Genomic DNA, 25,103 nt, shown 5'->3' with positions numbered 1-25,103 from the left:
CCGCCTCACGTCATTTTCCGTCCGTCACCAGTCCGGCCGCGGCCGCGCCGCGGCTGAGGGTGACGGCCCTGATGCGGTCGCGTACGCCCTCGACCTCGGCGCCCCGGGCGAGGGCGCGGTCGAGGTCGACCACGCGGCCGGCGTCGATGTCGAACATCCCGGGCAGGGACTCCGCCCTGCGCACCCGCCAGCGTCCGCCGGGGCGGGCGGGCCGGGTGAAGGTGAAGCGGGCGACGGTGGACTGGGTGCCGCGGGCGTCCTGGAGGCCCTGGCCGTTGAACATCTCCCCCGCGATCTGGTCGCCCAGCCCGTAGACCACCCAGGTGCCGTTGACCTTCTCGTAGGCCTGGGGGACGTGCGGGCCGGCGCCGACGATCAGGTCGACGTCGGGGCGGCCGCCGGTGCGGGAGGCGGTGAGGGCGCGGGCGAGGACGAGCTGGCGCTCGTCCGGGGCGTCCTGCCAGGCGGTGCCCCAGTGCAGGGAGACGACGACCACGTCGGCGCCCGCCTTCCGGGCGGCCCTGGCGTCGGCGAGGATGCGGTCCCGGTCGGCGAGGCCGACGGCCCAGGGCTGCCCCGGCGGTGGCGGATGCCCCGCGGTGTCGCCGGTGTAGGCGAGGTGGGCGACGGTCGCCGGGCCCGCGCGCAGCAGGGTGACCGCGTTGCCCTCGGCCTCGGTGCGCGCGGTGCCCGCGTGGCGCACGCCGGCCGCGTCCAGCGCGTCGAGGGTGCGCCGTACGCCGTCGGCGCCGGCGTCCAGGCTGTGGGGCGAGGCGGTGGAGCAGCTGTCGTAGCCGGTGGCCGCGAGCGCGGCGGCGATCTCCGGCGGGGAGCCGGGTGCGGGTGAGGCCGGCGCCGGGGAACCGGGCGCCGGTGAGCCGGGTGGCGGGGAGCCGGTGAGGCCGTCCTCGGCGCCGAGGACGGTGTCGAGGTGGCACAGGGCCAGGTCCGCGGTGGAGACGACGGGCCTGGCGTCCTCGAACAGGGGGCGGAAGTCGTAGCCCGCGCCGCCCGCGTCGAAGCGGGCGCGGTCGACGACCGTGGCCTGCGGGAGGATGTCGCCCGAGGCCACGAGGGTGAAGTCGCGGGCGGCGGCCGGGGCGGGGTGTCCGGCCCGGCCGGCCGAGGGGCGGTCGGGGCCGGCCGGACGGTGACCGTGGGCCTGGCAGGCGGCGGCCGATGTGAGCAGGGCCGTCAGCGCCAGGGCCACCTGCTGTCTGCGGGCGAGCATCGGATCACCCCGGTTCGGATGGGTTGTCATATTTACGCATGTATCACTACTAATCCATCGACGTCGGTGGACGGCTCCGGCACTCCCTTCGTCCAGGCCGATGCCCGCGATCGGCGTAGCCGGGACCGTTCGTCGAACCGTTCGTCGACGCGATCGACCGTCCGCCGCAGAGCCCGGTGCGCACCCTGTCCCGATCCCGCCCCTTGCGGTGCCATACGCCCATGACCGCCGGAACCGCCCTCACCGCCAGGACGACGACCGCCGAACACGAACTCGCCGCGCTCCAGCGCGAACACGGCCGACCCCTGTTCGCCCTGCTGCTGCGCCTGTGCGACGGCGACCGCCAGCGCGCCGAGGACCTGGTACAGGAGACGCTGGTGCGCGCCTGGCAGCACCCGGAGGCGCTGCGCGCCGACGCCTTCGACTCCGTACGGCCCTGGCTGCTCACCGTGGGCCGCCGGCTGGCCATCGACGCGCGGCGGGCACGGCAGGCCCGGCCGCCCGAGGTCGGGGACGCCGTCCTGGAGAACGCGCCCGTCTGCGCCGACCACGCCGAGCGGGCGGCCGCCGCCCTCGACGTCCGCGAGGCTGTGAAGACACTCACTCCGGAACACCGTGAAGTCCTGGTGCTGGTGTATTTCCGAGGGGCGAGTGTGGCGGAGGCCGCCGAGGCGCTCGGAATTCCGCCCGGTACGGTGAAGTCGCGCGCCTACTATGCGCTGCGCGCCCTGCGCAGGGTGCTTCCGGGATACGCGGCCGACCTGCACTGAAACCGGCGATCGGGTCAAGCCTCCGTAAAGCGCCTTGCCGTGGACCCCCTTCGGGTAATCGGGTGTCCTTATCCGTGTTGCGGACTGGGGTCCCGGCAACGGGCGACGCGCAAGCACCGGAGGAAGGCAGGAAGGGATGCTGCACAGAGGTCACCAGAGCACGGACGGCACCGGCGGCGGTGAACTCACCGTTCCCATGGCCTGGTTGTACGCCGAGTACATCGCCGACGAACTGCTGCGGACCGGCGATCTCATGCCGCCGACGTCCTTCGAGTTCCGCGCCGGGCGCGACGCCCTGGCGCTGACGATCTTCCTGTCCGACACCGACGGGGAGCTGCCCGGGATCCGGGTCGTCACTCAGCTGGAGACCTGGCTTTCGCTCACGGCGTACGACCAGCCGTGGCAGAACTGGGTCGACGAACGTATGTCTCAACTGAGGGCGGAGGCGGCCCGGTTGGACGGCCCCGCTCCCGATCTCGAACTGGCTGCCGCGGCCTGGCGCTGGCTGGAGGAGACCGAGCTGCTCGCCCCGGATCTCAACGCGGTGCCCGGCGGTACCGGGGCCGGCGAGGACGAGGGACCGAAGGTCTGGACGCCCGCCTGGCAGCTCGGACTGCCCCTCGGGCATCTGGCGATTCATCTTTTTTAGATTCACACCAATCCGCAGGGCCGGCCGCTCCGAATATGTGGGTCACGATTCGGTACGCGGCTTGAGTGATTCGGCGGCCTGGTGCGTACCGGTGGGAGCAAGGAGTAACCCCACTGGCACTCAACGGCACGAGGTTTCGGCATGAGGTCCCTGGAAAGGCATCGCGACGTCGGCGCGTACGCGCTCGGCGTGCTGGACGAAGCGGAAGCCTTCCGCTTCGAGGACCACCTCATGGAGTGTCCTCAGTGTGCGGCGCAGGTCACCGAGTTCGGCCCCACCGCACGTCAGATGATGCTCTACCGGCGCGCGACCCCGCGCACCGTGCACCCCTTCGCCGGCCCCGGCCCGCAGCTGCTGGAGCGGCTGCTCGCCGAGGTGGCGGCCCGGCGCCGGGCCGTGCGCCGGCGGGTGCTGTACGCGGTGGCGGCCTCCGTGGTCGTCGCCCTGGCGGCCCCCGTGCTCGCCATGGCGGCGGGCAGCGCAAGCGGCGGTGAGGACGCCGTGCGGTTGACCGCCACGGACGAGAAGTCGGGCGTGTGGGCGCAGGTGACCACCGAGGACGAGGCGTGGGGCAGCCATGTGGAGCTCCAGGTCAAGGACGGGGCGGGCCCCCGCTCCTGCCGTCTGATCGCCATCGGCGCCGACGGTTCCGAGCAGACCGTGACCAGCTGGACCGTGCCCCGCCACGACGCCCGGCCCAACACCGTGCAGGGCACGGCCGCCTGGCACCCCGAGGAGATCGTCGCCTACGAACTGCGCACGGCGGGCGGCGAGCACCTGGTGACGCTGGACGCGCACACGCCGGCCGCGCGCTGAGGCGGACGTCCCGGACGGACGCGAGCCCGGGGAGGCGGTCGCCCGCGCTCCGCTCGGGCCGCCGCGCTACTTCAGCAGCCGGGACATCCTCCGGTCCGCCAGCGGCTTGCCGCCCGTCTGGCAGGTGGGGCAGTACTGGAGCGAGGAATCGCTGAACGAGACCTCCCGGACGGTGTCGCCGCAGACCGGGCAGGGCTCGCCGGTGCGGCCGTGGACGCGCAGGCCGCTCTTCTTCTCGGCCTTCAGCCGGCCCGCCGCCAGTCCCCGCGAGCGTTCGACCGCCTCGGTGAGCGTGGTGCGCAGCGCCTCGTAGAGGGTGTGGGTCTCCTCCGGGGTCAGGGACGAGGCCAGTTTGAACGGGGACATCCTCGCCGCGTGCAGGATCTCGTCGCTGTAGGCGTTGCCGACGCCCGCGATCAGGCTCTGGTCGCGCAGAGCCCCCTTCAGCCGGCGGCGCTCACCCGCGAGCAGCGCGGCGAAGCGGGCCTCGTCGAAGTCGTCGGCGAGCGGGTCGGGCCCGAGCCGGGCCACGCCGGGGACCTCCCGGGGGTCGTGCACCACGTACACCGCGAGCCGCTTCTGGGTGCCGGCCTCGGTCAGGTCGAAGCCCTCCCCCGTCTCCAGGGCGACCCTCAGGGCCAGCGGGCCCTTTCCGGGGCGGGGCGGTCCGTCGGGGAGGCGGTCCTTCCAGTGCAGCCAGCCGGCGCGGGCCAGGTGGGCGACCAGATGGGGGCCGTCGCCGGTCGCCAGGTCGAGGAACTTTCCGTGCCGGGCCACAGCGGTCACGGGCCGGCCCTCCAGGGCGGTGACGGGCGGGTCGTACGTCTTCAGCACGCTGATCGCGACGGGCAGCACCCGCACGATCTCGTGGCCGACGGCCTGTTCGGCCAGGAAGTCCTTGAGCGCTTCGACCTCGGGAAGTTCCGGCATACGTCCAGAGTGCCACCGGGGACGGACATCGCCTCGCGGGACGGGTGCGGCGTGCCGTGGGCCGGGCGGTCACCGCGGGGGCACCGCGAACTCGCACCACACGCACTTGCCGCCGCCGCGCGCCTCGACGCCCCATCCGTCGGCGAGCAGGTCCACCAGCATCAGACCGCGCCCGGAGACGCCCGACTCGCCCGCCTCGCGGCGGCGCGGCAGCGCGCTGGAGGAGTCCTCCACCTCGACGCGCAGCCGCCGTTCGCCGCCGGTGAGCGCCCGCAGGGTGACGATCGCCGCGCCCTCGGTGTGCATCAGCGCGTTGGTGATCAGCTCGTCGGCGACCAGTTCGATCTCGTCGGAGCGGTCCCGGGCGCCCCAGGCGCGCACGGCGGCGCGGATCATGTGCCGTGCCTCGGAGAGGGCCTCCGGATCGCCCGGCGCGACGTGCTGCTGGAGCCGGTTGCCGGTCTGCGTGCCGTCCGGCCCGCGCCGGCGCAGCAGGAGCAGGGCCACGTCGTCGTCCCCGCCGCGCTCCTCGGCGACGTCGATGAGCCGGTCGGCGAGGGCGCGCACGTCGCCGGGGCCGGCGGAGATGGACGCGGCGAGGGCGAGCATGCCGTCGTCGAGGTCGGCGCCGGGCTGCTCGACGAGCCCGTCGGTGCACAGCAGCAGGGTGTGGCCGGGGTCGAGTTCGATGGTGCCGACCGGATACTCCAGGCTGCCGAACTCGGCGGACAGCCCGAGCGGCAGCCCGCCGGGCACCGGGACGCGCCGGCAGGCGCCGTCGGGGGCGCGCAGCAGGGGGTCGATGTGCCCGGCGCGCACCACCTGCACGACGCCCGTGGACAGGTCGACCTCCGCGTACAGGCAGGTCGCGAAGCGGTCGGTGTCCAGTTCGTGCAGGAAGACGGAGGCGCGGGCCATGACGGTGGCCGGCGTGTGCCCCTCGGCCGCGTAGGCCCTGAGCACGATGCGCAGCTGGCCCATGACGGCGGCCGCGTGCGTGTCGTGGCCCTGGACGTCGCCGATGACGGCGCCGACCCGGCCTCCCCCGGAGGGGGCGCCGCCGGGCAGCGGGATCAGGTCGTACCAGTCGCCGCCGATGTCGCGGCCGAGCGAGCCGCCGATGGTGGCGGCCCGGTAGCGGACGGCCACGTCGGCGCCGGGCACGCTGGGGATGGTGCGCGGCAGCATGGCCTGCTGGAGGCCCTGGGCGATGTCCTTCTCCTGCTCGTAGAACATGGCCCGTTGCAGGCTCTGGGCGATGCTGCTGCCCAGGGCGACGAGGATGTTGCGCTCCTCGGGGGTGAAGCCGCGCCGGTCGCTGTAGAGCAGGCCCATGGCGCCGATCGGGCGGGCCTGCACGATGAGCGGCAGATAGGCCGCCGAGGTGATCCGCAGGTCGGTCAGGTGCGGCCACAGCACGGGATAGCCGCGGGCGAACTCGTCCGGCGACTCGATGAAGCGGGGGGTCAGGGTGCGCACCACCTCGCTCATCGGGTACGGCTCGTCGATCCGGGTGACGAGGGTGCCGGGCACGAAGCTGCCCTCGGGTCCCTCGGCGATCAGCCGGATGCGCCCGGCCTCGACCAGGCCCATGACGAGACTGGTGGCGCCCAGATGGGTGAGGCCCTGGGTGTCCTTGAGGACGTCGATGACGTCCTGCACGGTGCGGGCGTGCGCCAGGGCCGCCGTGGTGAGCTGGACGACGTTGGTCTGGTCGCGGCGCGCGTCGTCGAGGGCGTTCTCGTCGCGGCGGGCGGCGAGGTCGCCGAGTTCGTCGGTCGCGTCACGGACGATGCCGACGATGCGGCGCGGGCGGCCGGTGGAGTCGCGCCGGATGTAGCCCTGGGTGTGGGTCCAGCGCAGGTCACCGCCGCGCATCCGCAGGCGGAAGTAGGCGCCGTAGTTCTCGCTGCCGTCCTTGATCGCCTGGGCGACCAGCGCGTCCAGGCGGATGGCCTCGTTCGGCGGGACCCGCACACCGAGGGACGCCGGATCGCCGTCGTACTCGTCGGGGCGGATGTCGAAGATCTCGTGGGCCCGGGCGTCCATGTGGAACAGCCCCGAGTCCAGGTCCCAGTCGAAGCTGCCCATGCGGTTGAGCGCCAGGATCGGATCCGGGTGGGCGGGCCAGTCGTCCGGGAGTGACAGGGCACTCGCTCCCCGATCAGCCATGGGGCCACCTTGCCAGGGTTTGCCCGATTCTTCGACCGGGGAGCGGGGGCCTGCGGCCACGGTCAGCCGAGGACGGTGTCGACCGGGCTGCCGAAGACGGGGTCGGACGGGTCGAGCGCGTCGGACTCGTCCGGCCCGTCGGGGACCAGCCCGCCGCCGTCGGGCGGGTCGGGGATCTCGGGGACGGTCTCGGGTCCGACGGCGTCCGGGCCGAGGCCGCGGTCGAGGTCCGCGCCGGACTCCGCGTCCGCGGCGGACTCCGGGTCGGCGCCGGTGTCCGAGAGGTCGGTGAGGGGGTCGGCGAACAGGACGCGGCCCTGCGCCGCCGGGAGGACCGCGTCCGGGCCCGGCATCGTGTACTTCGCTCCGTCACCGGCGCGGCCGGCGACGAGGAGCGCCGCCGAGAGCGCGCAGGCGGTGAGGACGGTGGCAGTGGGTAGTCGCACCACGTTCTCCCGCATCGACTCGGTCCGCCCCCTTGCGGGGATTCGCCCACTATTGTCTGCTTCACCCGCCCCGGTCACGCAAGCGGAGGATCCGGACGCGCACCGTGACGGGGCGGCGGACGGGAGGAGCGCACGGCCGTGGACTGGTTCAACGCACCCGAGTACTGGCTGAGCCGGCTGCTCTTCCAGCGCGGCCTGGCCGCCGTGTACCTGGTCGCGTTCCTGACGGCGGCCCTGCAGTTCCGCCCGCTGCTCGGCGAGCGCGGGATGCTGCCGATCCCGCTGTTCGTGCGGCGGGTGCCCTTCCGGCGGGCGCCGAGCCTGTTCCACCTGCGCTACTCCGACCGGCTGTTCGCCGTCTGCGCCTGGACGGGCTGCGCTCTGGCCGCGGCGCTGCTGGCGGGGGCGGACTCCCTCGTGCCGTTGTGGGCGGCGATGGCGCTGTGGCTGGCGCCGTGGGCGCTGTACCTGTCGATCGTGAACGTGGGGCAGACCTGGTACGGCTTCGGCTGGGAGTCACTGCTGCTGGAGACGGGCTTCCTCGCCGTGTTCCTCGGCAACGACGAGGTGGCCCCGCCCGTCGTCGTGCTCTTCCTGCTGCGCTGGCTCCTGTTTCGGGTCGAGTTCGGCGCGGGCCTGATCAAGATGCGCGGCGACGCCTGCTGGCGGAAGCTGACCTGCCTCTACCACCACCACGAGACTCAGCCGATGCCCGGCCCCCTGAGCTGGTACTTCCACCGGCTGCCGAAGCCGTTGCACCGTGTCGAGGCGGCCGCCAACCATGTCACCCAACTCGTCGTGCCGTTCCTGCTGTTCGCCCCGCAGCCGGTCGCGACGGCGGCCGCGGCCGCGATGACCGCCACCCAGCTGTGGCTGGTGCTGTCGGGCAACTTCGCCTGGCTGAACTGGATCACGGTCGTGCTGGCCGTGTCCGCGCTCGCCCTGCCGGGCGGACACCGCACGGCGCCCGCCGCACCCCTGTGGTTCGAGGTGGTGGTCCTGGCCACGGCCGCCCTGCTGCTGTTCCTGAGCTATCACCCGGTGGTCAACATGCTGTCCCGGCGGCAGGTGATGAACCGCTCCTTCGATCCGCTGCACCTGGTCAACACCTACGGCGCGTTCGGCAGCGTCAGCCGGATCCGTTACGAGGTGGTGGTCGAGGGCACGCTCGACGAGGTGCCGCGCGAGGACTCCGACTGGCGGGAGTACGAGTTCCGGGGCAAGCCCGGCGATCCCCGCCGCCGCCCGCGCCAGTTCGCCCCCTACCATCTGCGCCTGGACTGGATGATGTGGTTCGCGGCGCTCTCCCCCGCGTACGCCGGGGCGTGGTTCGCCGCCCTGGTGGAACGGCTGCTGGAGGACGACCGCGACACCCTGAGGCTGCTGCGCCGCTCCCCGTTCCCGCCCGGCCGGCCGCCGCGGCACGTCCGCGCCCGCCTGTTCCGCTACCGCTGCACGACCCGGCGGGAACTGCGGGAGACGGGCGCATGGTGGCACCGGACGTACGTGCGCGAGTACCTGCCGCCGACCCGGCTCGCGCAGTCGGCACGCAGGCCGTGACGCCCCCGTCACCAGGACCGTCAGCCCCGCGGAGTCGCTCGGTCGGGGCGTGGCGCGGCGCCCGGAGGGGCCGCACCGCCGGCCGGCCGGGGGCGGCGCATCGTGTGCGAGGTCGACGGGAGCGGCTCGGCGGGGCAGAGTTCTCCCGCGCACCTGCGTGTACTCATGAGTAGTGACCGAGCCCCGAGGAGCTGCCGTGACCGTCTGGACCGGCCGGACCGCCGTCGAGATCGCCGCCGCCGTGCGCGCGAAGGAGGTCACGCCCCGCGAGGTGCTGGCCGAGCACCTGGCGCGCATCGAGCGGCTGGACGGGCGCATCGGGGCGTTCCGCACGGTGCGCGCCGCGGCCGCCCTCGCCGAGGCGGACGAGGTGGCCGCCCGCGCCGACCTGGCCGGACTCCCGCTGGCCGGCGTGCCGTTGGCGGTCAAGGACAATCTCGGGGTGCGGGGCGAGTCGACCCGCGTCGGCTCGGCCGCGACGCCGGACGCGCCGGCCGAAGCCGACCACGTGACCGTGGCCCGGCTGCGGGCCGCCGGGGCGGTCGTCGTCGGCCTGACCAACGTGCCGGAGCTGTGCGTCTTCGGCACGACGGAGGGCGTCCACGGCACGGCCCGCAATCCCTGGGACGTCTCCCGCACGGCGGGCGGCTCCTCCGGCGGCAGTGCGGCCGCGGTCGCCGCCGGGATGACGCCGATCGCCCTCGGCAACGACGGCATGGGCTCCCTGCGCATCCCGGCCGCCAACTGCGGGCTGGTGACGATCAAGCCGGGTCACGGGGTGGTGCCGGCCGGGATCGGCGACGGCGACTGGTTCGGGATGTCGGAGAACGGTCCGCTGGCGACGACCGTGCGGGACGTGCGGCTGATGCTGTCGGTCCTGGCCGGCTCCGAGTTCGCGGGACCCGTGGAGCCCGGCGCGCTGAAAGTCGCCGTCTCGGTGCGCAGTCCGCTGGCCGGGGTCACCGTGAGCCGGCCGTACACGGACGCGGCCCGGGAGGCGGCCGGGGTGCTCGTGCGGGCCGGCCATCACGTGGAGCGGGCGGAGCCGCCGTACCCGCTGTCGCTCGGCGTCACCTCGCTCGCGCACTGGACGGCGGGCACCGCGGTGGACGCCGGGGGTCTGGACGCCCGGCTGCTGGCCCGGCGCACCCGGGTGCACGCGGCCGTCGGCCGGCGCTTCGTGAACCGGGTCCGCGGGGGTGCGGCACGGGAGGAGCTGCGCCGGCGGCTGGAGCCGTTCTTCACGCGGTACGACGTGCTGCTCACTCCGGCGCTGGCGCGGCGGTCGCCCAGGTCGGAGCCGTGGCACGAGCGGGGCTGGCTGCGCAACATCGCGGTGAACACGAACTACTCGCCGCTGACCCCGCCGTGGAACCTGACGGGCTGGCCGGCGATGTCCGTCCCCTTCGGGACGCTGCCGTCCGGCGCCCCCACGGCCGTGCAGCTGGTGGGCCGGCCGGGGACGGAGAGCGAACTCCTGCGCCTGGCCGAACAGTTGGAGTCCCTGCGGCCGTGGCGGCGGACTGCCCCGCTGGACTGAGCGCGAGCCCTGGGGGCCGGGGACGGGCGCAGACGCACGCGGGGCGGGCGGGCAAGGCCGGCACAGGGGTGGGGACCGGTGCGCGGGATCGGGAGGGTCGGTGGTTCGCATGGGCGCGGGCTGTGCGGCGCACGCCCATGCGGTCGGCGATCGCGAGGGTTCCCGCGGGCGGTGTCAGTCCACGCTGGGCAGGATGTGGGGCTCGGCGAGGTCGTCCTCGTAGCCCGCCAGGCGGATCGGGGCGGAGCGGGCCCACACGTCGAGGCTGCCGAGCTCGCCGGGCCGTCGGCCGGCGCGCTCGGTGCGTTCCTTGGGGCGTTGTTCGCGATTCGTCTTCTCCGGTGTCACCGCGCACTCCTTATGTGTCGGATCACCCTCGGGGCGTGCCGGCCACTCTGCGGTCCGGCGCTGGACGCTCCCTCGGGTCGGGCTGGAGTCGGTGGCGACACGGTTGCGCCGGTGACTCCCAGGAGAGCTGGCCGTGGTGAACCGGCTTGTCCCAGACGGACGGTGGGTGTGGGTGGCACTCCGTCCTGCTGTCCGTCGGTGACAGCGTAACCAGATGAGCGGGGTGCCGCTCGATAGCGCCAGAAGATTTGGGACAACCGTGGCGTGTGACCCGAACGTCTCCGCAGGTGAATTGAACCCTTATACACCCTTATATACCCGTCGTGTTCACTCGACCGGCGTACAACGGTGAACACCTCTGCCGATCCGGGCGCGTCGTTCAGGCGCCGTTCGCCGGATCGCAAGCGGGCCATGATCTGCTGATGTGCAGAACGGCCGACTCCCGGGAGGACCGACGCATGGAGCTGCGCAGCGTCGAGGAGCTGATGGACCTGCTGTACGCGTGCCGCGGCGTACGGGACGCCACGCGCCGCCCGGCCCCGTCGGTGGACCTCCACGACCACGCGCTGCGCACGGCCGCGCTGCTGCGCCGCGCCCGGCCCGCGGACAAGGAGCTCCAGCTCGCCGGGCTGGTCCGTCCCGTGGGGCGGCTGCTGAGTCCCGCCGACCCGGCCGGCCGGGCGGGGCGGGCCGCCGACGCGGTGCGGCCGCTGCTCGGGCCCAGGGTCGCCGGTCTGGTACGGCTGCATCCCCGGCGCGGCGTCCCGGCCGACGGCGATCTGCTCAGCCTGCGCCAGGCCGACGAGGACGCTCTGACGAGCGTCTTCGACGCGGGCGTCCTGGAGGACTGGCGCACCGTGCTGGAGCTGGTCTCGGTGCACAACTCCCGTATGAGGACTGTCGATTGACAGGCCGTCGTGAGACGGTACGCCGATGACGTCGTCGCACGGACGGTACGTTCTGCGGGGAAGGGCCGCGGTGGTCACCGGGGCCACCCGGGGCATCGGCCGGGCCGTGGCCCGCGCGCTTGCCGACGCCGGGGCGCGGGTGTGCGTGAGCGCGCGCGACCCGGACGACGTGCGGCGCGCGGCCGCCGAACTGGACGGGGTGGGCCTGGCCGGAAGCGTCGGGGACCCCGGTCACCCCGAGGCGCTGACCGGTCTGTGCCTGCGCGCGTTCGGCCGGCTGGACGTCCTGGTCAACAACGCGGCGACGAACCAGCCGCTGGGGCCCCTGATGGACGCCGACCCCGCGCTCTGGCGGGAGGCGTTCGCCGTCAACGTCGAGGCGCCGCTGCGGCTGGTGCAGTGCGCGTGGCGGGGCTGGATGCGCGAGCACGGCGGGACGGTGGTCAACATCTGCACCGAGGGCGCCACGCACCCCGGCCCCGGAGTGGGCGCGTACGGCACCAGCAAGGCGGCCCTGCTGCACCTGACCCGGCAGCTGGCCGGAGAGCTGGGCCCGGGCGTCCGGGTCAACTCGGTCTCCCCCGGTCTCGTCCGCACCGAGATGGCGCGGTTCGTGTGGGAGCCGGGAGAGCGGGAGACCGCGGCCGCCCTGCCGCTGGCCCGCATCGGGGAGCCCGAGGACGTGGCGCGGGCGGTGCTGTGGCTGGCGTCGGACGCGGCGGAGTGGATCACGGGCGCGGACCTGCTGGTGGACGGCGGAACACGGGTGCGAAGGGCCCGCGGCACGCCCTGACGGCCGCGGAGGGGCGGACGGCCGGGGTGACCCGCCCGTGCCGGGCCGCACGGCCCCCGCCCGCGCCCCTCACCGCGCGTCCGGCGGGCCTACCACTTGCCGGGCGCGTAGTCCTTCAGGAAGACCCCGTAGACGTCCTCGCCCGCCTCGCCGCGCACGACCGGGTCGTAGACCCGGGCCGCGCCGTCGACGAGGTCGAGGGGGGCGTGGAAGCCCTCCTCCGCGAGCCGCAGCTTGTCGAAGTGCGGGCGCTCGTCGGTGATCCAGCCGGTGTCGACCGAGGTCATCAGGATGCCGTCGGTCTGGAACATCTCCTGGGCGCTGGTTCGCGTCACCATGTTCATCGCGGCCTTGGCGGCGTTGGTGTTCGGGTGGCCCGCGCCCTTGTAGCCGCGGCCGAACACGCCCTCCATCGCCGAGACGTTGACGACGTAGGCGCGTCCGCTCGACGCCTTCCGCGCGGCGTCGGCCATGGCCGGGCGGAGCTTGCTGATCAGGATGAACGGCGCCGTGTAGTTGCACAGCTGGGTCTCCAGCAGCTCCACCGGGGAGATCTGCTCGATGGTCTGCACCCAGGTGTTGCTGTCGACGACGTCGGGGACGAGCCCGCCCGCGTCGATCGCGGTCCCGTCGAGGTGCCGGGCGACGCTGGCGTTGCCGGCGACCAGCGCGAGGTCGGCGACCTGCTGGGCGTCCAGGCCGCTGATGCCGACGGGCAGGGCGGCCAGGCCGTCCACCGCGCCCGAGCCGAACGCGCCGATGACGTGGTGGGCGGGCAGCTCGCCGGCGGGCAGCGGGGCGCCCTCGCCGTCGACCAGCGCCGCGTAGGCGGAGGGCAGCCGGCGCACGGTCTGCGTCGCGTTGTTGACGAGGATGTCGAGCGGGCCCGCCTCGGCGACCCGGTCCGCGAGCGCCACGGCCTGCGCCGGGTCGCGCAGGTCGATGCCGACGACCTCCAGCCGGTGGAGCCAGTCGGCCGAGTCGTCCATGGCCTTGAAGCGGCGGATGGCGTCCTTGGGGAAACGCGTGGTGATCGTCGTGTGGGCGCCGTCGCGCAGCAGCCGCAGCGCGATGTACATGCCGATCTTGGCGCGGCCGCCGGTGAGCAGCGCGCGCTTGCCGGTGAGGTCGGCGCGGGCGTCGCGGCGGGAGCGGTTCAGCTCGGCGCAGGCCGGACAGAGCTGGTGGTAGAAGTAGTCGACCTCGACGTACCGCGTCTTGCAGGTGTAGCAGGAGCGGGGCCGCTGGAGTATCCCCGCGATCCTGCCCTCCTCGGTGACGGACGACGGCAGGATGCCCTCGGTCTCGTCGTCGATGCGCTGGGCGGAGCCGGTGGCGGTGGCCTCGGTGACGGCCTTGTCGTGGGCGGTCTTGGCGGCCCTGCGCTCCTGCCTGCGGCGCTGCTTGACCGTGCGGTAGACGCCGGCGGTGGCCCGGCGCACGGCGATCGCGTCGGGGTGGTCGACGTCCAGCCTGTCGAGCTCGTCCAGCACGGCGAGGCACACCGCCAGCCGCTCCGGATCGATGCCGGGCCCGTACACGACCTCGTCCACGACGTCGTCCGCGATCGCCGCCGAGCCGTCCTCTGTCACCGTCATCGCGCTGCCGCTTTCCCTGCTCACGTGTGCGGCGCTCCGACCGCGCCCGCCCTACGAACGGGGAATTTTACGGAGCGCCGGGCCGCTCCTCCAAACCCGTTCCCGTCAAGAGCCGCAGGCCGTGATGAGCGTCTCCACCTCGGCGGTCAGCGCGCCCGCGAACCGGTCGAGGTCGGGGACCGCCTCGGCGTCGGCGACCAGCCCGTAGTGGACCTGGCCGCGATACGTCGAGACGGCGACCGCGAGGGCCTGCCCGCGGGCGAGGGGGGCGTAGGGGAAGACCTCGGCGAGGGGGTTCCCGCCGAGTCTGAGGCCGAAGCCGGGCAGCGGGACGCTGGTGACGAGGATGTCGAACCAGAGCCGGGCCGCCTGACCGACCACGGGCCCGCCCAGCCGGTGGCCGAGCGCCGGGACGTGGTCGGCGAGCAGGGCGACGGCCCCGGCGCCCCGGCCGGGACCCGCGTCCTTGTTGCGGTCCATCGCGGTCCGGCAGTGGGCGAGCCGGCCGAGCGGGTCGGGGTCGTCGACCGGGAGCCGCAGCACGTATCCGGACAGCCGGTTGCCCTGCGGATGCGCGGTACGCGGGCGCCGCTGGGAGACGGGGATCAGGGCACGGGGCCGCACCCCGGCGCTGCCGTCGCCGCGCTCGTCGAGCCAGCGGCGCAGGGCCCCCGCCACGACCGCGATCAGCACGTCGTTGACGGTGCCGCCCGCGACCTTGCGGACCCGGTGCACGTCGTCGAGGTCGATGACCACGCCGGCGGTGCGGCGGGTCCCGGTGGACTCGGCGGTGAGCGCGGCGCTGGAGCGCACGCCCAGGCCCGACACGGCGACCGACGCGCCGATGTCGAGGGCGCGGCCGACTTCGAAGACCGCCCCGCGCAGCAGGTCGGGGAGTCTGCGCACGTCCGGGAGCAGCGGCGCGGGGGGCGGGGCCGGCCGGGGGCGCGGTGCGGGCATGTCCATGGGGTCCAGGACGGCGGCGGCCAGGGTCAGCGCGCGCAGTCCGTCGGCGAGGGCGTGGTGGAACTTGAAGAGGACCGCGAAGGAGTCGCCGTCCGCGCCGGGCAGCACGTGCGCCTCCCAGGGCGGGCGGCCGCGCTCCAGCGGCCGTTCCATGAGCCGGCCCGCCTCGGCCTGGAAGTCGGCGGCGCGCTCGTGCAGCCGGACGTGGTGCAGGGGGTCGAAGTCCGGGTCGGGCTCGCGGACCGCGCCGCCGAAGGCGAGGGGCTGCCACACGTCCCGGATCCGCATGCGCAGTCCGGGCACGGCGGCCGCCCGGCCGGCGAGCAGATCGGCGGCGTGGGCGGCCGCAGCGGGCGACGCGGCCGAGAAGACCCCGAGCGCGCCGAGGTGCATGGGGTGGTCGGCGGACTCGATGTTCCAGAACGCCAGGTCCAGCGGTGCCAGCAGATCTTCAGCAGTCAAGGGCTCGCCTCGCGTCACGATGGGGTGAGGAGGCAGTCAACCTCTCACCACCGATTACGGTCAAGTACGATCGTGCTACGCACAGTCAACATCGGATGACGTTCGCGTTGCACGGCGTCCCATGACCGGGCCCGGCGTCTACGTGACCAGCTGGCCCTTGCCCAGGGCGATCACGCCGCCCTGCGAGACGGTGTAGAGATCGGCGTCGCGCTCCGGGTTCACCCCGATGGTCGCCCCCGGAGGGACCTCGACGTTCTTGTCCAGGACCGCCCCGCGCACGACCGCCCCCCGCCCGATGTGCACGTTGTCGTGCAGGATCGAGCCCTGCACCACCGCGCCGGGGTCGACGACGACGCCCGGTGAGAGCACCGAGCGGGTGACCTGTCCGCGGATCAGGCAGCCCGCACTGATGATCGACTCGCCGGCGATGCCGCCCGCGTTGAAACGCGCCGGGGACAACTGGCCCGAGTGGGTGTAGATCGGCCAGTTGCGGTTGTACAGGTTGAAGGCCGGCCGCTCGGCGATCAGGTCCATGTGGGCGTCGTAGTAGGCGTCGAGCGTGCCGACGTCACGCCAGTAGCCCTGGTCGCGGGTGGTCTCCCCCGGAACGTGGTTGTCCTGGAAGTCGTACAGCGCGGCCTCGCCGCGCTCGGTGAGCTGGGGCAGGATCGAGCCGCCCATGTCGTGCACGGACCGCTCGTCCTCGGAGTCGCGCTGGAGGGCCTCGATGAGGGCCTTCGTCGTGAAGATGTAGTTGCCCATCGACGCGAACACCGACTCCGGGTCGTCCGCCAGCCCCGGCGGGTCGGCGGGCTTCTCCAGGAACCGCTCGACCGTCTGGCCGTCCGAGCCCGGAGTGATCACCCCGAACGACGAGGACTCGCCGCGCGGCACCCGGATGCCCGCCACGGTCACGCCCGCGCCGCTGTCGATGTGCCGCTCCAGCATCTGGCGCGGGTCCATGCGGTAGACGTGGTCCGCGCCGAAGACCGCCACGTACTCGGGCCGCTCGTCGTAGATCAGGTTCAGCGACTGCAGAATGGCGTCGGCGCTGCCGAGGTACCAGCGCGGGCCGAGCCGCTGCTGCGCCGGGACCGGGGTGACGTAGTTGCCGAGCAGGCTCGACATCCGCCAGGTGGTGGTGATGTGGCGGTCCAGCGAGTGCGACTTGTACTGCGTCAGCACGCAGATGCGCAGGACGTCCGCGTTGACGAGGTTGGACAGCACGAAGTCCACGAGGCGGTACGTGCCGCCGAAGGTGACCGCCGGTTTGGCGCGGTCCGCGGTCAGCGGCATCAGCCGTTTGCCCTCACCGCCCGCCAGTACGATCCCGAGCACCGAAGGCCCGCCACGACGCATTGGTCGCTCCCCTCACCCTGGTTGATACCCATGGCTGCCCCGGCGCGGGGCTCTCTACGCCTGTTTGAGGATCTCCTCGTACAGTCCGACCGTACGGCGTGCCACCGCGTCCCAGCCGAACTCGCCGACGGCGCGGACCCGGCCCGCCTCGCCCATGCGGCGCGCCGCGGCCGGATCGCCGAGGATCTCGTCGATCGCGCGGCCGAGACCCGCCTCGAAGGCCTCGCCCTCGTCGTCCAGGGGGACGAGCGTGCCGGTCACGCCGTGCTCGACGACCTCGGGGATCCCGCCCACCCGGGAGGCCACGACGGGCGTGCCGCACGCCATCGCCTCCAGGTTGACGATGCCGAGGGGCTCGTACACCGACGGGCACACGAACACGGCCGCGTGCGTGAGGAGCTGGATCACCTCGGGACGCGGCAGCATCCCCGGGATCCAGTGGACGCCGTCGCGGGCTCCGCTCAGCCGGCCGAAGAGGTCCCGGAACTCCTGGTCGATCTCGGGCTTGTCGGGCGCGCCCGCGCACAGCACGACCTGCGCTGCCGGGTCGATGTCCCGGACGGCGCGCAGCAGGTGCGGCACGCCCTTCTGGCGGGTGATCCGCCCGACGAACAGCACGAAAGGGCGGTCCGGGTCGAGACCGATCCGGGCGAGGGCGTCCGTGCCGTGGTCGGGACGGTAGAGCGAGGTGTCGATCCCGTTGTGCACGACGTGCACCCGGTCCGCGTCGAGCGCGGGGTAGCAGGCGAGGACGTCGTCGCGCATGGCGCCGGAGACGGCGATCACCGCGTCCGCGGCCTCCAGCGCGGTCCGCTCGGCCCAGCTCGACAGGGCGTAGCCGCCGCCCAGCTGCTCGGCCTTCCAGGGCCGCAGCGGCTCCAGCGAGTGCGCGGTCACCACGTGCGGGACGCCGTACAGCTGCTGGGCGAGATGCCCGGCGAGATTGGCGTACCAGGTGTGTGAGTGGACCAGCTCGCGGCCTTCGAGGGCGGCCGCCATGGCGAGGTCCACGGAGAACGTGCGCAGCGCGTCGTTGGCCCCGTCGAGCGCGGACCAGGGGCGGTGGCGCCGTACGCCGTCCGAGGCGCCCTCGCCCCAGCAGTGCACGTCGACGTCGACCAGCCGCCGCAGCTCGCGGGCCAGGAACTCGACGTGGACGCCGGCGCCGCCGTACACGTCCGGGGGAAACTCCCGGGTCAGCAGTCCCACTCGCACCCGTAACCCCCATCTTTGCGACCGGTTCCCTTTCATGGTCACTCAGACGGGGCGCGTGGGGAAGAGCGCGGGGGTCGTGTGAAGCAACAGTCGCCGCACAGGCCCCCGCCGGGCGCCCGGTAGTACAGGCAGCAGCTGCGGCGGCGGAAGACGTCGCCGGTGAGGACGCCGGCGCCCGCCAGCCGGGGGTGGGCGAGCAGGTCGGCGGTGAGGGCACGCGCGTGTGCGGCGACGTCGGGCCTGCCGTGCCCGCGGGCCCACTGCTCCAGCAGCCGGGCCGTCGCGGCCAGGGCCGATCCGGCGTTCCCCCGCAGCAGGCCCCCCGCGACCGGGTGGCGGGCCCGCAGAGCCGCGCCGAGAGGTTCCAGATGGCCGTCGACGACGACCTCGGCGACCGTCGCCGCGTCCGCCGGCCGGGACCGCACCCGCGTCAGCCACAGGTCGTCCGGGGCGGCCCCGTCCGGGTCCCAGCGCAGCAGCTCCGGGGCGAGGTCGGGGACGCGCCCGTACAGCACCGCGCAGCCCAGCGTGACGGACCACAGCCGGGCCGCGAGCCCCTGCTGGGCGACGGAGGCGCCGATCCGCTCCTCCGGGGCGCGCAGGGCCCGGACCACCTTGCGGACCCGGAACGTCAGCGGATCCCCGAAGGGCCCCGGCGCCGCGCCGTCGGCGGGGTCGCCGTAGGCCCGGGCGAGGGTCGGCAGTCCGGGGGCCGGGCCCGCCGAGCCGTCGGCGGGGGTGTGCAGGGCGAAGAAGCCGCCGAGCGGACGGAGCAGGCCGAGACCGGGGTCGAGAGTCACGAAGTCCAGTAGTACCAAGGGCCGTCAGGGGCGTGGGTCAGGGGGATCCCCGGTCCGTCACCCGCCTGGGGGAGGACGGCGGGCCCGTCGTACTCCATCGGTAGTAGGACTCATTGGGTGCTCAGGGACGACGACGGGAACAGATCCACAGGGCATCGTGTTGGTCATGGATGACGACCGTTCGCCGCGTCGGGCCCGGTGCCCCCGCCTCACGCAGAGGAGCAGCTCATGAGCGCCCTCGCGTTCTCCGTGGTCCTGTCGCTCGTCTCCGCTGTCGCGTACGCGGCCGGGGCGATCGTGCAGGAGCAGGTCGCGGTGTCCTCGCCCGACGAGGAGTACGCCCCGCTGCGCCGTCCGGGCTGGTGGGCCGCTGTGGCGCTGAACGGTCTCGGCGGACTTCTGCACGTGGTGGCGCTGGCCTACGGTCCGCTCAGCCTGGTCCAGCCGCTCGGTGCGCTGACCATCGTGTTCGCCCTGCCCATGGCGGCCCTGTTCGTCGGCCGCAGGGCCGGGGCGACGGCCTGGCGGGGCGCGGTCATGGCGACGGTCGGTCTCGCGGGCCTGCTCTCCCTCGTCGGCGCGTCCGACGCGCAGTCGCTGAGCACCGCGCAGCGCGTGGCCGTCGCCGTGGTCACCGCGGGCGCGGTCGTGACCCTGATGATCGCCGGCCGGGCCGCGCACCGGCACCCCGCGGTCCGCAGCATGCTGCTGGCGACCGCGTCCGGCATCGCGTTCGGCATGTCGTCGGTGTTCACCAAGACCGTCGCCGTCGACTGGACCGACGGCGTCACGGCCGCCGACGTCCCCTCGCTGGCCGTGATCGGCGTGCTGGCCACGTCCGGCATGCTGCTGTCGCAGGCGTCCTACCGGGGCGCCGGCCTCGCGGCTCCGCTGGCCACGCTGACCGTGGTCAACCCGGTGGTGGCGGCGGCCGTCGGCATCACGATGTTCGGCGAGACCTTCCGCTACGGCACCACCGGCACCGTGCTCGCCCTGGGCTGCGGTGTGGTCGCGGCGGGCGGCCTGATCCTGCTGACGACGGAGCGACTCCAGACGAGCCAGGAGCGAACGGCGACGCCGGCACCGGCCGCCGTCACGGGCCCGCCCCCCGCGACCACGACCCCGGCCGACAGCACGCCCGGCACGCCCGGCGCCGTGCCCGCCCCGACGACGGCTGAGAACGCGGCCCCGGCCGTGCGGGCCGCGGGCCCCGCCGTGAAGATCACGATCCCGGCGACCCCGGCCGTGCATGCCGCGAACCCGGCCGCGCGGAGCGCCACGGCGCCCCCGCTGGGGCCGGTGCTCCGGCTGCCCCGGCGATCGGCGGCGGCGACACCGCTCGGGAACAGCCTCCTGAACCGCGCCCCCGCGCTGGGCGACGCGCGCCTGGAGAACGCACGGCTCAACGACGCGTGGCCGGACGACGTGAGGCTGGAAGACCTGCGGCTGGACGGTCTGAGGCTGGAAGGCCCGAGACCGGAAGCCGCCGGGCGCGAAGACGCACGACGACAGGACGTGCGGCCGGACGAGGTGGGGCCGAAGGTCCTGCGGCTCCGCGAGCTGCCGGCGCAGGGCGGCGACGAAAGGCCGTCGTCCGCACCCGTGCCGCCCGCGTCCGTGCCGGCCCCCGCGCGCGCCGCCGAGGGCGTCCCCTTCGAGGAGGAGCCGTCCGTCCCGGACGTGCCCCCGTCGTTCTACACCCCGCTGTACGGAGGTCTGTTCGTCCCGATGCCGGTCGTGGACCGGCATCGGGAGCGGGTCAAATCCTGACGCCACCGGCCCGCAGATAGGACAGCGGGTCGATGTCCGTCCCGAAGCCGGGCCCGGTCCGCACCTCGAAGTGCAGATGCGGGCCCGTGCTGTTGCCCGTGGAGCCGGAGCGGCCGATGCGCTGACCGCCGCTCACCGACTGCCCGTCCCGGACCGAGATCGCGGACAGGTGGGCGTACTGGGTGTAGCGGCCGTCGGCGTGCCGGATGACCACCTGGTAGCCGAACGAGCCGCCCCAGCCCGCGCTCACCACCTCGCCCGACGCCACCGCCTTCACGGACGTCCCGGTGGGCACGGGGAAGTCGACGCCCGTGTGGTAGCCCTTCGACCAGGAGGAACCGCTCGCGTGGTACGGCGTCCCGGTCGCCGCGCCGACCGGCGCGACGAAGGCGTGGCCGGTCCTCGCCCTGCCGTGAGAGCCCGTCTCCTTGGCGCCCTTGTCCTTGGCGCTCTTGGCCGGTTTGTGCTTACCGGCCTCGGCCTCCGGAGAGGTCTTCGGCTTGTGCGGGTGGTGCCCGGCCCCGTTCGGCGTCCGCGGGGCGGCCGTCCGGCCGTCCAGGCTGAGCCGCTGACCGGGCAGGATGAGGTCGGGGTCGGCGCCGACGGTCGTCCGGTTCGCGGCGTAGAGCCCGCGCCAGCCGCCCCTGACCTCCTCGGCGTCCGCGATGCCCGAGAGCGTGTCGCCGCGCACGACCGTGTACATCCGCGCCGTGCCCGCACGGGACTGCGGGGTGCTGTGCGCCCGCACGTCGTCGAGAGACGTCCTGGGCTGCTTGGCCTGCTCGGCATGCTTGGACTGCGGCGCCTGCCGAGACTGCTGGGACTGCGAATGCCCCTTCGAGGCCCCGGTGGACGAGCCGGCCGACTTGGCGCGCGCGCCGTCCGGGTGGACGTCGGGCGCGTGTCCGCCCCGGCTCAGCCCGGCCTTGCCCGAGCACACCGGCCACGCGCCGGGACCCTGGCCGTCCAGGACCTTCTCGGCGACGGCGATCTGCTGGTCGCGGGTGGCCAGATCCGCGCGGGCCGCGAACCGGGCGCCGCCGTACGCCTCCCAGGTGGACTGGGTGAACTGCAGTCCGCCGTAGAAGCCGTTGCCGCTGTTGATGCTCCAGTCGCCGCTGGACTCGCAGGCGGCGACCTTGTTCCAGGTGTCCACGTCGGCCGCCTGGGCGGCTCCCGCGCCGATGAGCGGTATCGCCATGCCGGCGCCGCCCGCCGTGACGGTGAGCGAGGCTCGGTTGATCCTGTTCGGCTGATACCGGCGGTGCCGGCCGCGTACGGCCATGGAGATCCCCCTCGACATGCGTCAGGAGCGGCAAAAGTAAGGGCCCCGAACAGGCCATGACAAGGCGACAACCGGCCGCTCACGTCCGGCCGGCGGCACGACGGGAACCCGGCGGGAAACCGGACCCGCGACCCGTCAGGATGGACCGAGGACGATACTGACGGGCACACCTCTCCAAGGAGCCAACCGTATGAGCACTTCAGCCCAGATCGGCGTCACGGGTCTCGCGGTGATGGGGCGCAACCTCGCCCGCAACTTCGCGCGCAACGGCTACACGGTCGCGCTGCACAACCGGACGGCGGCCCGTACCCGCGCCCTGGTCGAGGAGTTCGGCGGCGAGGGCGAGTTCATCGCGGCCGAGACCGCCAAGGAGTTCGTCGCGGCGCTGGAGCGGCCCCGCCGGCTGGTCGTCATGGTGAAGGCCGGTGAGCCCACCGACGCCGTGATCCGGGAGTTCGCCCCGCTGCTCGAACCCGGCGACATGATCATCGACGGCGGCAACGCGCACTTCGCCGACACCCGCCGCCGCGAGCGCGAGCTGCGCGAACAGGGGCTGCACTTCGTCGGCGCGGGCATCTCCGGCGGCGAGGAGGGCGCGCTGCACGGCCCGAGCATCATGCCGGGCGGCTCGCCGGAGTCGTACGAGTCCCTGGGCCCGATGCTGGAGAAGATCTCCGCGAAGGCGGCGGACGGTTCCCCCTGCGTCACGCACGTCGGCCCGGACGGCGCCGGCCACTTCGTGAAGATGGTGCACAACGGCATCGAGTACGCCGACATGCAACTCATCGGCGAGGCCTACCAGTTGCTGCGCGACGTCGCCGGGTACGAGCCCGCCCAGATCGCGGACATCTTCCGCACCTGGAACACCGGCCGCCTCGACTCGTACCTGATCGAGATCACGGCCGAGGTGCTGTCCCACGTGGACGCGGCGACGGGCCGGCCCTTCGTGGACGTCGTCGTCGACCAGGCGGAGCAGAAGGGCACCGGCCGCTGGACCGTCCAGATCGCGCTGGACCTCGGGGTCCCGGTGTCCGGAATCGCCGAGGCCGTCTTCGCCCGTTCGCTGTCCGGTCACGCGGCGCTGCGCGAGGCGTCCCGCGACCTGGCGGGCCCGAAGGCGTCCGCGCTGGGCGAGGCGGAGGCGCAGGCCTTCGCCGACCGGGTGGAGCAGGCGCTGTACGCCTCGAAGATCGTGTCGTACACCCAGGGCTTCCACGAGATCGCCGCGGGCAGCGAGGAGTACGGCTGGGACATCGACCTCGGAGCCGTGTCGTCGATCTGGCGTGGCGGCTGCATCATCCGCGCCGCCTTCCTCGACCGGATCCGCGCCGCGTACGACGCCCGCGCCGACCTGCCGAGCCTGCTCTCCGACGCGACGTTCGCCTCGGAGATCGCCGCCGCCCAGGACGCCTGGCGCGAGGTGCTGGTCTCCGCGACACTCCAGGGAGTCCCCACGCCGGGCTTCGCCGCCGCGCTCGCCTACTACGACGCCCTGCGCGCGGAACGCCTGCCCGCGGCGCTCACGCAGGGCCAGCGGGACTACTTCGGCGCCCACACCTACCGCCGGGTCGACCGCGAGGGCGCGTTCCACACCCTGTGGGGCGGCGACCGCTCGGAGGTGGACGCGTAACGGACCACGCGCGGCGCGCGGACGGCGGAGGACGTCTCCCCCGCCGTCCGCGGGCGCACAGTCCGCGCAGGATGCGCGGTCCGGGCGCGACGCGGCATCCGGGACGGGCACGGCTCCGGACGGACATGTCACCGCCGAGCGGGCGGCGGCGGACGGCACCAAGCCACCTGCCGCCGCCCGCTCGCGCCGGGCCATGCAGCCCCTCGGGCCACGACCTCAGCTCAGAGGCGGGCCCGGCTCCGGACTGGGAACCGGCTCGGGACCCGGAGGGATCGGCGACGGCGACGGGTCCGGCGCGGGCACCGGCTGCGGCGGCGTCGGACCCGGCCCGGGCGGCTGAGGGCCGGGCGGCTGCGGCTCGGGCGTGGGCGGAACGGGGAACGGGTCCGGCGGTACCGGGTCCGGACCGGGCGTGGGTCCGGGCGGGACAGGGGCGGGGTACGGGTCGGTCATCGTGTCCTCCGGCCGCTTGCGGGGCATGACTCTGATCTACTCCCCCGCGTACCCGGGGCCGCCCCACGCACTCACCCGTACGGCCGGACCGGCAGGCGGGACGTCAGAAACGCCCCGGGTGCGCCCGCAGCCAGTCCTTGGCGGCGCTCAGCAGGGCGGGGTCGGCCGGCGGAGCCTCGTCGGGGTGACGCTCGGCCCACTTCACGACGTAGGGGCACAGCGGCGCGACCGGCACGCCCTCGCGCGCGGAGAGCGCGTACAGCTCGCGCGCCAGCGACCCGGCGATGCCCTTGCCCTCGTGCGCCGGGTCGACGACGGTGTGCACCGGAACCAGCGCGGGCGCGGGCGAATCCAGGACGAAGTACTCGACGCGGCCCACGACTTCACCACCGTCGCCGAGGGCTTCGAGGCGGCCGGCCGCACGGTCGTCGCGGATCTCGATGTCGCTCATGGGCACTCCTGGTGCGATGGGTGCGGAGGCGACGCGGGGCCGCGTCGGTCCGTCGGTCAGACGGACACCGCGTGCGGACTGCGTTCCTGGTCGGAGCCCGGCACAGGCGCCGAAGGGTCGGCCCCCAGGGCCACGATCCGGTTGTCGCGGTCCACGTGCACGACCCGCGGCTCCAGCGCCCGCGCCTCGGCGTCGGTCACCTGAGCGTAACTGATGATGATCACCAGATCGCCGGGGTGCACGAGGTGGGCGGCGGCGCCGTTGATGCCGACGACACCCGACCCGCGCTCGCCCTCGATGACGTAGGTCTCCAGCCGCGCCCCGTTGGTGATGTCGACGATGTGCACGAGCTCACCGGGCAGCAGATCGGCGGCGTCCAGCAGCTCGGCGTCGATCGTCACGGATCCCACATAGTGCAGGTCGGCCTGGGTGACGGTGGCGCGATGGATCTTGGACTTGAACATGGTGCGCAGCATGTCGAACTCCCGGAAGACGGCTCCCTGCCTGCTTTGTGCAGGTCAAGGGCGGTCTTCACTGTACACCGGCCCGCGTTGGACTCGAAGATTGCGAGGAACATCGTTTCCCTCTGAGACAAAGGCTCCCTGCTTGTACTTCTGCGGGGACCAAGCCGTTGTGACGGCACTCAACGCGCCTGGGTTCAGGCAGCCGTCCCGGAGTGCGTCAGGATTGGTGCTGACCAATTGCTGACATATCTCACAACACGTCAGGCACATGAGGAGCACGACGACTCCCCGAGCGCCGCGCACAGGACCGTCGCCGGATTTCGCCCGCGCCCGGGCTCGGCCGTTGAGCACGGCCCGCACGAGACTCCGGGACACGGATCGTCCACTTCCCGCCCGCCGGCGGGCACTGCCCCGCGTTCTGGAGGCGCACGGGTGTCGACTTCGCGGCCCGAGGTCACGCAAGCAGCCTGACCCGCACCTCACCGCC

General features: G+C 73.7%; 21 protein-coding genes and 1 pseudogene. 9 read left to right on the top strand and 13 right to left on the bottom strand.

Features of this window, described 5'->3' with window-relative positions; genetic code table 11:
* Positions 1-10 precede the first annotated feature (10 nt).
* On the bottom strand, positions 11-1,231 hold the full coding sequence (locus tag ACGFSH_RS29695; RefSeq protein ID WP_393353816.1) for a CapA family protein: 1,221 nt from the start codon (positions 1,229-1,231) through the stop codon (positions 11-13).
* Positions 1,232-1,452: 221 nt separating this feature from the next.
* Between ACGFSH_RS29695 and ACGFSH_RS29690 the strand changes: the two genes are divergently transcribed.
* The 3 genes from ACGFSH_RS29690 (at position 1,453) to ACGFSH_RS29680 (ending at position 3,466) form a co-directional block, all read left to right on the top strand.
* Positions 1,453-2,001, top strand: a complete 549-nt coding sequence (locus ACGFSH_RS29690; RefSeq protein WP_329415741.1) for a sigma-70 family RNA polymerase sigma factor — start codon at positions 1,453-1,455, stop codon at positions 1,999-2,001.
* 136 nt (positions 2,002-2,137) lie between these two features.
* Positions 2,138-2,650, top strand: coding sequence for a hypothetical protein (locus ACGFSH_RS29685; RefSeq protein WP_393353815.1), 513 nt, complete (start codon positions 2,138-2,140; stop codon positions 2,648-2,650).
* A gap of 141 nt (positions 2,651-2,791) precedes the next feature.
* Entirely contained in the window at positions 2,792-3,466 is a 675-nt protein-coding gene (locus ACGFSH_RS29680) for a zf-HC2 domain-containing protein (protein ID WP_393353813.1), read from the top strand.
* A gap of 66 nt (positions 3,467-3,532) precedes the next feature.
* Here the strand turns inward: ACGFSH_RS29680 and ACGFSH_RS29675 are convergent, their stop codons facing one another.
* From ACGFSH_RS29675 to ACGFSH_RS29665, 3 genes are all read right to left on the bottom strand, one after another.
* The gene (locus ACGFSH_RS29675; RefSeq protein ID WP_393353812.1) at positions 3,533-4,396 is read right to left on the bottom strand and encodes an Fpg/Nei family DNA glycosylase; all 864 of its coding nucleotides are present in this window, start codon (positions 4,394-4,396) and stop codon (positions 3,533-3,535) included.
* A 69-nt stretch (positions 4,397-4,465) separates the two neighbouring features.
* A complete protein-coding gene (locus ACGFSH_RS29670; RefSeq protein ID WP_393353811.1) occupies positions 4,466-6,568 on the bottom strand; it encodes a SpoIIE family protein phosphatase in 2,103 nt (700 codons plus the stop codon).
* Positions 6,569-6,630: 62 nt separating this feature from the next.
* Positions 6,631-7,014, bottom strand: coding sequence for a hypothetical protein (locus ACGFSH_RS29665; protein ID WP_393353809.1), 384 nt, complete (start codon positions 7,012-7,014; stop codon positions 6,631-6,633).
* A 138-nt stretch (positions 7,015-7,152) separates the two neighbouring features.
* On the opposite strand from ACGFSH_RS29665, the gene ACGFSH_RS29660 reads away from it, so the two are divergent.
* Together ACGFSH_RS29660 and ACGFSH_RS29655 are read left to right on the top strand one after the other, a co-directional pair.
* Entirely contained in the window at positions 7,153-8,574 is a 1,422-nt protein-coding gene (locus ACGFSH_RS29660; protein ID WP_393353808.1) for a lipase maturation factor family protein, read from the top strand.
* Between the two features lie 196 nt (positions 8,575-8,770).
* On the top strand, positions 8,771-10,114 hold the full coding sequence (locus ACGFSH_RS29655) for an amidase (RefSeq protein WP_393353806.1): 1,344 nt from the start codon (positions 8,771-8,773) through the stop codon (positions 10,112-10,114).
* Between the two features lie 174 nt (positions 10,115-10,288).
* Here the strand turns inward: ACGFSH_RS29655 and ACGFSH_RS29650 are convergent, their stop codons facing one another.
* Positions 10,289-10,462, bottom strand: coding sequence for a hypothetical protein (locus ACGFSH_RS29650; RefSeq protein WP_106980896.1), 174 nt, complete (start codon positions 10,460-10,462; stop codon positions 10,289-10,291).
* Positions 10,463-10,920: 458 nt separating this feature from the next.
* On the opposite strand from ACGFSH_RS29650, the gene ACGFSH_RS29645 reads away from it, so the two are divergent.
* Positions 10,921-11,370, top strand: coding sequence for a hypothetical protein (locus ACGFSH_RS29645; protein ID WP_393353805.1), 450 nt, complete (start codon positions 10,921-10,923; stop codon positions 11,368-11,370).
* Positions 11,371-11,395: 25 nt separating this feature from the next.
* The gene (locus tag ACGFSH_RS29640; protein WP_393353804.1) at positions 11,396-12,163 is read left to right on the top strand and encodes an SDR family oxidoreductase; all 768 of its coding nucleotides are present in this window, start codon (positions 11,396-11,398) and stop codon (positions 12,161-12,163) included.
* A gap of 89 nt (positions 12,164-12,252) precedes the next feature.
* On the opposite strand, the gene ACGFSH_RS29635 is transcribed toward ACGFSH_RS29640, so the two are convergent.
* The 5 genes from ACGFSH_RS29635 to ACGFSH_RS29615 form a co-directional block, all read right to left on the bottom strand.
* Positions 12,253-13,761 carry an SDR family NAD(P)-dependent oxidoreductase gene (locus ACGFSH_RS29635; RefSeq protein ID WP_393353803.1) on the bottom strand — a complete coding sequence of 503 codons (1,509 nt, stop codon included), beginning with the start codon at positions 13,759-13,761 and terminating at the stop codon, positions 12,253-12,255.
* A gap of 105 nt (positions 13,762-13,866) precedes the next feature.
* Positions 13,867-15,189 carry a wax ester/triacylglycerol synthase family O-acyltransferase gene (locus ACGFSH_RS29630; protein ID WP_393353802.1) on the bottom strand — a complete coding sequence of 441 codons (1,323 nt, stop codon included), beginning with the start codon at positions 15,187-15,189 and terminating at the stop codon, positions 13,867-13,869.
* Positions 15,190-15,327: 138 nt separating this feature from the next.
* Positions 15,328-16,548, bottom strand: coding sequence for a glucose-1-phosphate adenylyltransferase (glgC, locus tag ACGFSH_RS29625; RefSeq protein ID WP_393353801.1), 1,221 nt, complete (start codon positions 16,546-16,548; stop codon positions 15,328-15,330).
* 54 nt (positions 16,549-16,602) lie between these two features.
* Positions 16,603-17,763, bottom strand: coding sequence for a glycogen synthase (gene glgA / locus ACGFSH_RS29620; protein ID WP_393353800.1), 1,161 nt, complete (start codon positions 17,761-17,763; stop codon positions 16,603-16,605).
* Positions 17,764-17,801: 38 nt separating this feature from the next.
* Positions 17,802-18,563: a (2Fe-2S)-binding protein gene (locus ACGFSH_RS29615; RefSeq protein ID WP_393353799.1), complete on the bottom strand. Its 762-nt coding sequence runs from the start codon at positions 18,561-18,563 to the stop codon at positions 17,802-17,804.
* A gap of 228 nt (positions 18,564-18,791) precedes the next feature.
* Here ACGFSH_RS29615 and ACGFSH_RS29610 point away from each other — a divergent pair.
* Positions 18,792-19,613: pseudogene (locus ACGFSH_RS29610) on the top strand (DMT family transporter); the annotation flags it as partial.
* Positions 19,614-20,322: 709 nt separating this feature from the next.
* On the opposite strand, the gene ACGFSH_RS29605 reads toward ACGFSH_RS29610, so the two are convergent.
* Positions 20,323-21,618, bottom strand: a complete 1,296-nt coding sequence (locus ACGFSH_RS29605; RefSeq protein ID WP_393353798.1) for a transglycosylase family protein — start codon at positions 21,616-21,618, stop codon at positions 20,323-20,325.
* A gap of 190 nt (positions 21,619-21,808) precedes the next feature.
* Here ACGFSH_RS29605 and gndA point away from each other — a divergent pair, with 190 nt between their 5' ends.
* Positions 21,809-23,248, top strand: a complete 1,440-nt coding sequence (gene gndA, locus ACGFSH_RS29600; protein WP_329415710.1) for an NADP-dependent phosphogluconate dehydrogenase — start codon at positions 21,809-21,811, stop codon at positions 23,246-23,248.
* 556 nt (positions 23,249-23,804) lie between these two features.
* Here the strand turns inward: gndA and ACGFSH_RS29595 are convergent.
* Together ACGFSH_RS29595 and panD are read right to left on the bottom strand one after the other, a co-directional pair.
* Positions 23,805-24,152, bottom strand: a complete 348-nt coding sequence (locus ACGFSH_RS29595) for a GNAT family N-acetyltransferase (RefSeq protein WP_393353796.1) — start codon at positions 24,150-24,152, stop codon at positions 23,805-23,807.
* Between the two features lie 56 nt (positions 24,153-24,208).
* Entirely contained in the window at positions 24,209-24,628 is a 420-nt protein-coding gene (panD, locus tag ACGFSH_RS29590; RefSeq protein ID WP_393353794.1) for an aspartate 1-decarboxylase, read from the bottom strand.
* Positions 24,629-25,103: the final 475 nt, after the last annotated feature.

This window comes from Streptomyces sp. NPDC048481 (genome assembly GCF_043200075.1).
Taxonomy (GTDB): domain Bacteria; phylum Actinomycetota; class Actinomycetes; order Streptomycetales; family Streptomycetaceae; genus Streptomyces.
The sequence above is the reverse complement of the archived record's forward strand: the minus strand, read 5'-3'. Positions and strand labels throughout refer to the sequence as shown.

Coding starts and splice junctions, on each gene's coding strand:
- panD (WP_393353794.1), bottom strand. CDS start 24,628: ATGCTGCGCACCATGTTCAAGTCCAAGATCCATCGCGCCACCGTCACC.
- ACGFSH_RS29645 (WP_393353805.1), top strand. CDS start 10,921: ATGGAGCTGCGCAGCGTCGAGGAGCTGATGGACCTGCTGTACGCGTGC.
- ACGFSH_RS29595 (WP_393353796.1), bottom strand. CDS start 24,152: ATGAGCGACATCGAGATCCGCGACGACCGTGCGGCCGGCCGCCTCGAA.
- ACGFSH_RS29690 (WP_329415741.1), top strand. CDS start 1,453: ATGACCGCCGGAACCGCCCTCACCGCCAGGACGACGACCGCCGAACAC.
- ACGFSH_RS29605 (WP_393353798.1), bottom strand. CDS start 21,618: ATGGCCGTACGCGGCCGGCACCGCCGGTATCAGCCGAACAGGATCAAC.
- ACGFSH_RS29675 (WP_393353812.1), bottom strand. CDS start 4,396: ATGCCGGAACTTCCCGAGGTCGAAGCGCTCAAGGACTTCCTGGCCGAA.
- ACGFSH_RS29685 (WP_393353815.1), top strand. CDS start 2,138: ATGCTGCACAGAGGTCACCAGAGCACGGACGGCACCGGCGGCGGTGAA.
- ACGFSH_RS29680 (WP_393353813.1), top strand. CDS start 2,792: ATGAGGTCCCTGGAAAGGCATCGCGACGTCGGCGCGTACGCGCTCGGC.
- ACGFSH_RS29635 (WP_393353803.1), bottom strand. CDS start 13,761: ATGACGGTGACAGAGGACGGCTCGGCGGCGATCGCGGACGACGTCGTG.
- ACGFSH_RS29640 (WP_393353804.1), top strand. CDS start 11,396: ATGACGTCGTCGCACGGACGGTACGTTCTGCGGGGAAGGGCCGCGGTG.
- glgC (WP_393353801.1), bottom strand. CDS start 16,548: ATGCGTCGTGGCGGGCCTTCGGTGCTCGGGATCGTACTGGCGGGCGGT.
- ACGFSH_RS29670 (WP_393353811.1), bottom strand. CDS start 6,568: ATGGCTGATCGGGGAGCGAGTGCCCTGTCACTCCCGGACGACTGGCCC.
- gndA (WP_329415710.1), top strand. CDS start 21,809: ATGAGCACTTCAGCCCAGATCGGCGTCACGGGTCTCGCGGTGATGGGG.
- ACGFSH_RS29695 (WP_393353816.1), bottom strand. CDS start 1,231: ATGCTCGCCCGCAGACAGCAGGTGGCCCTGGCGCTGACGGCCCTGCTC.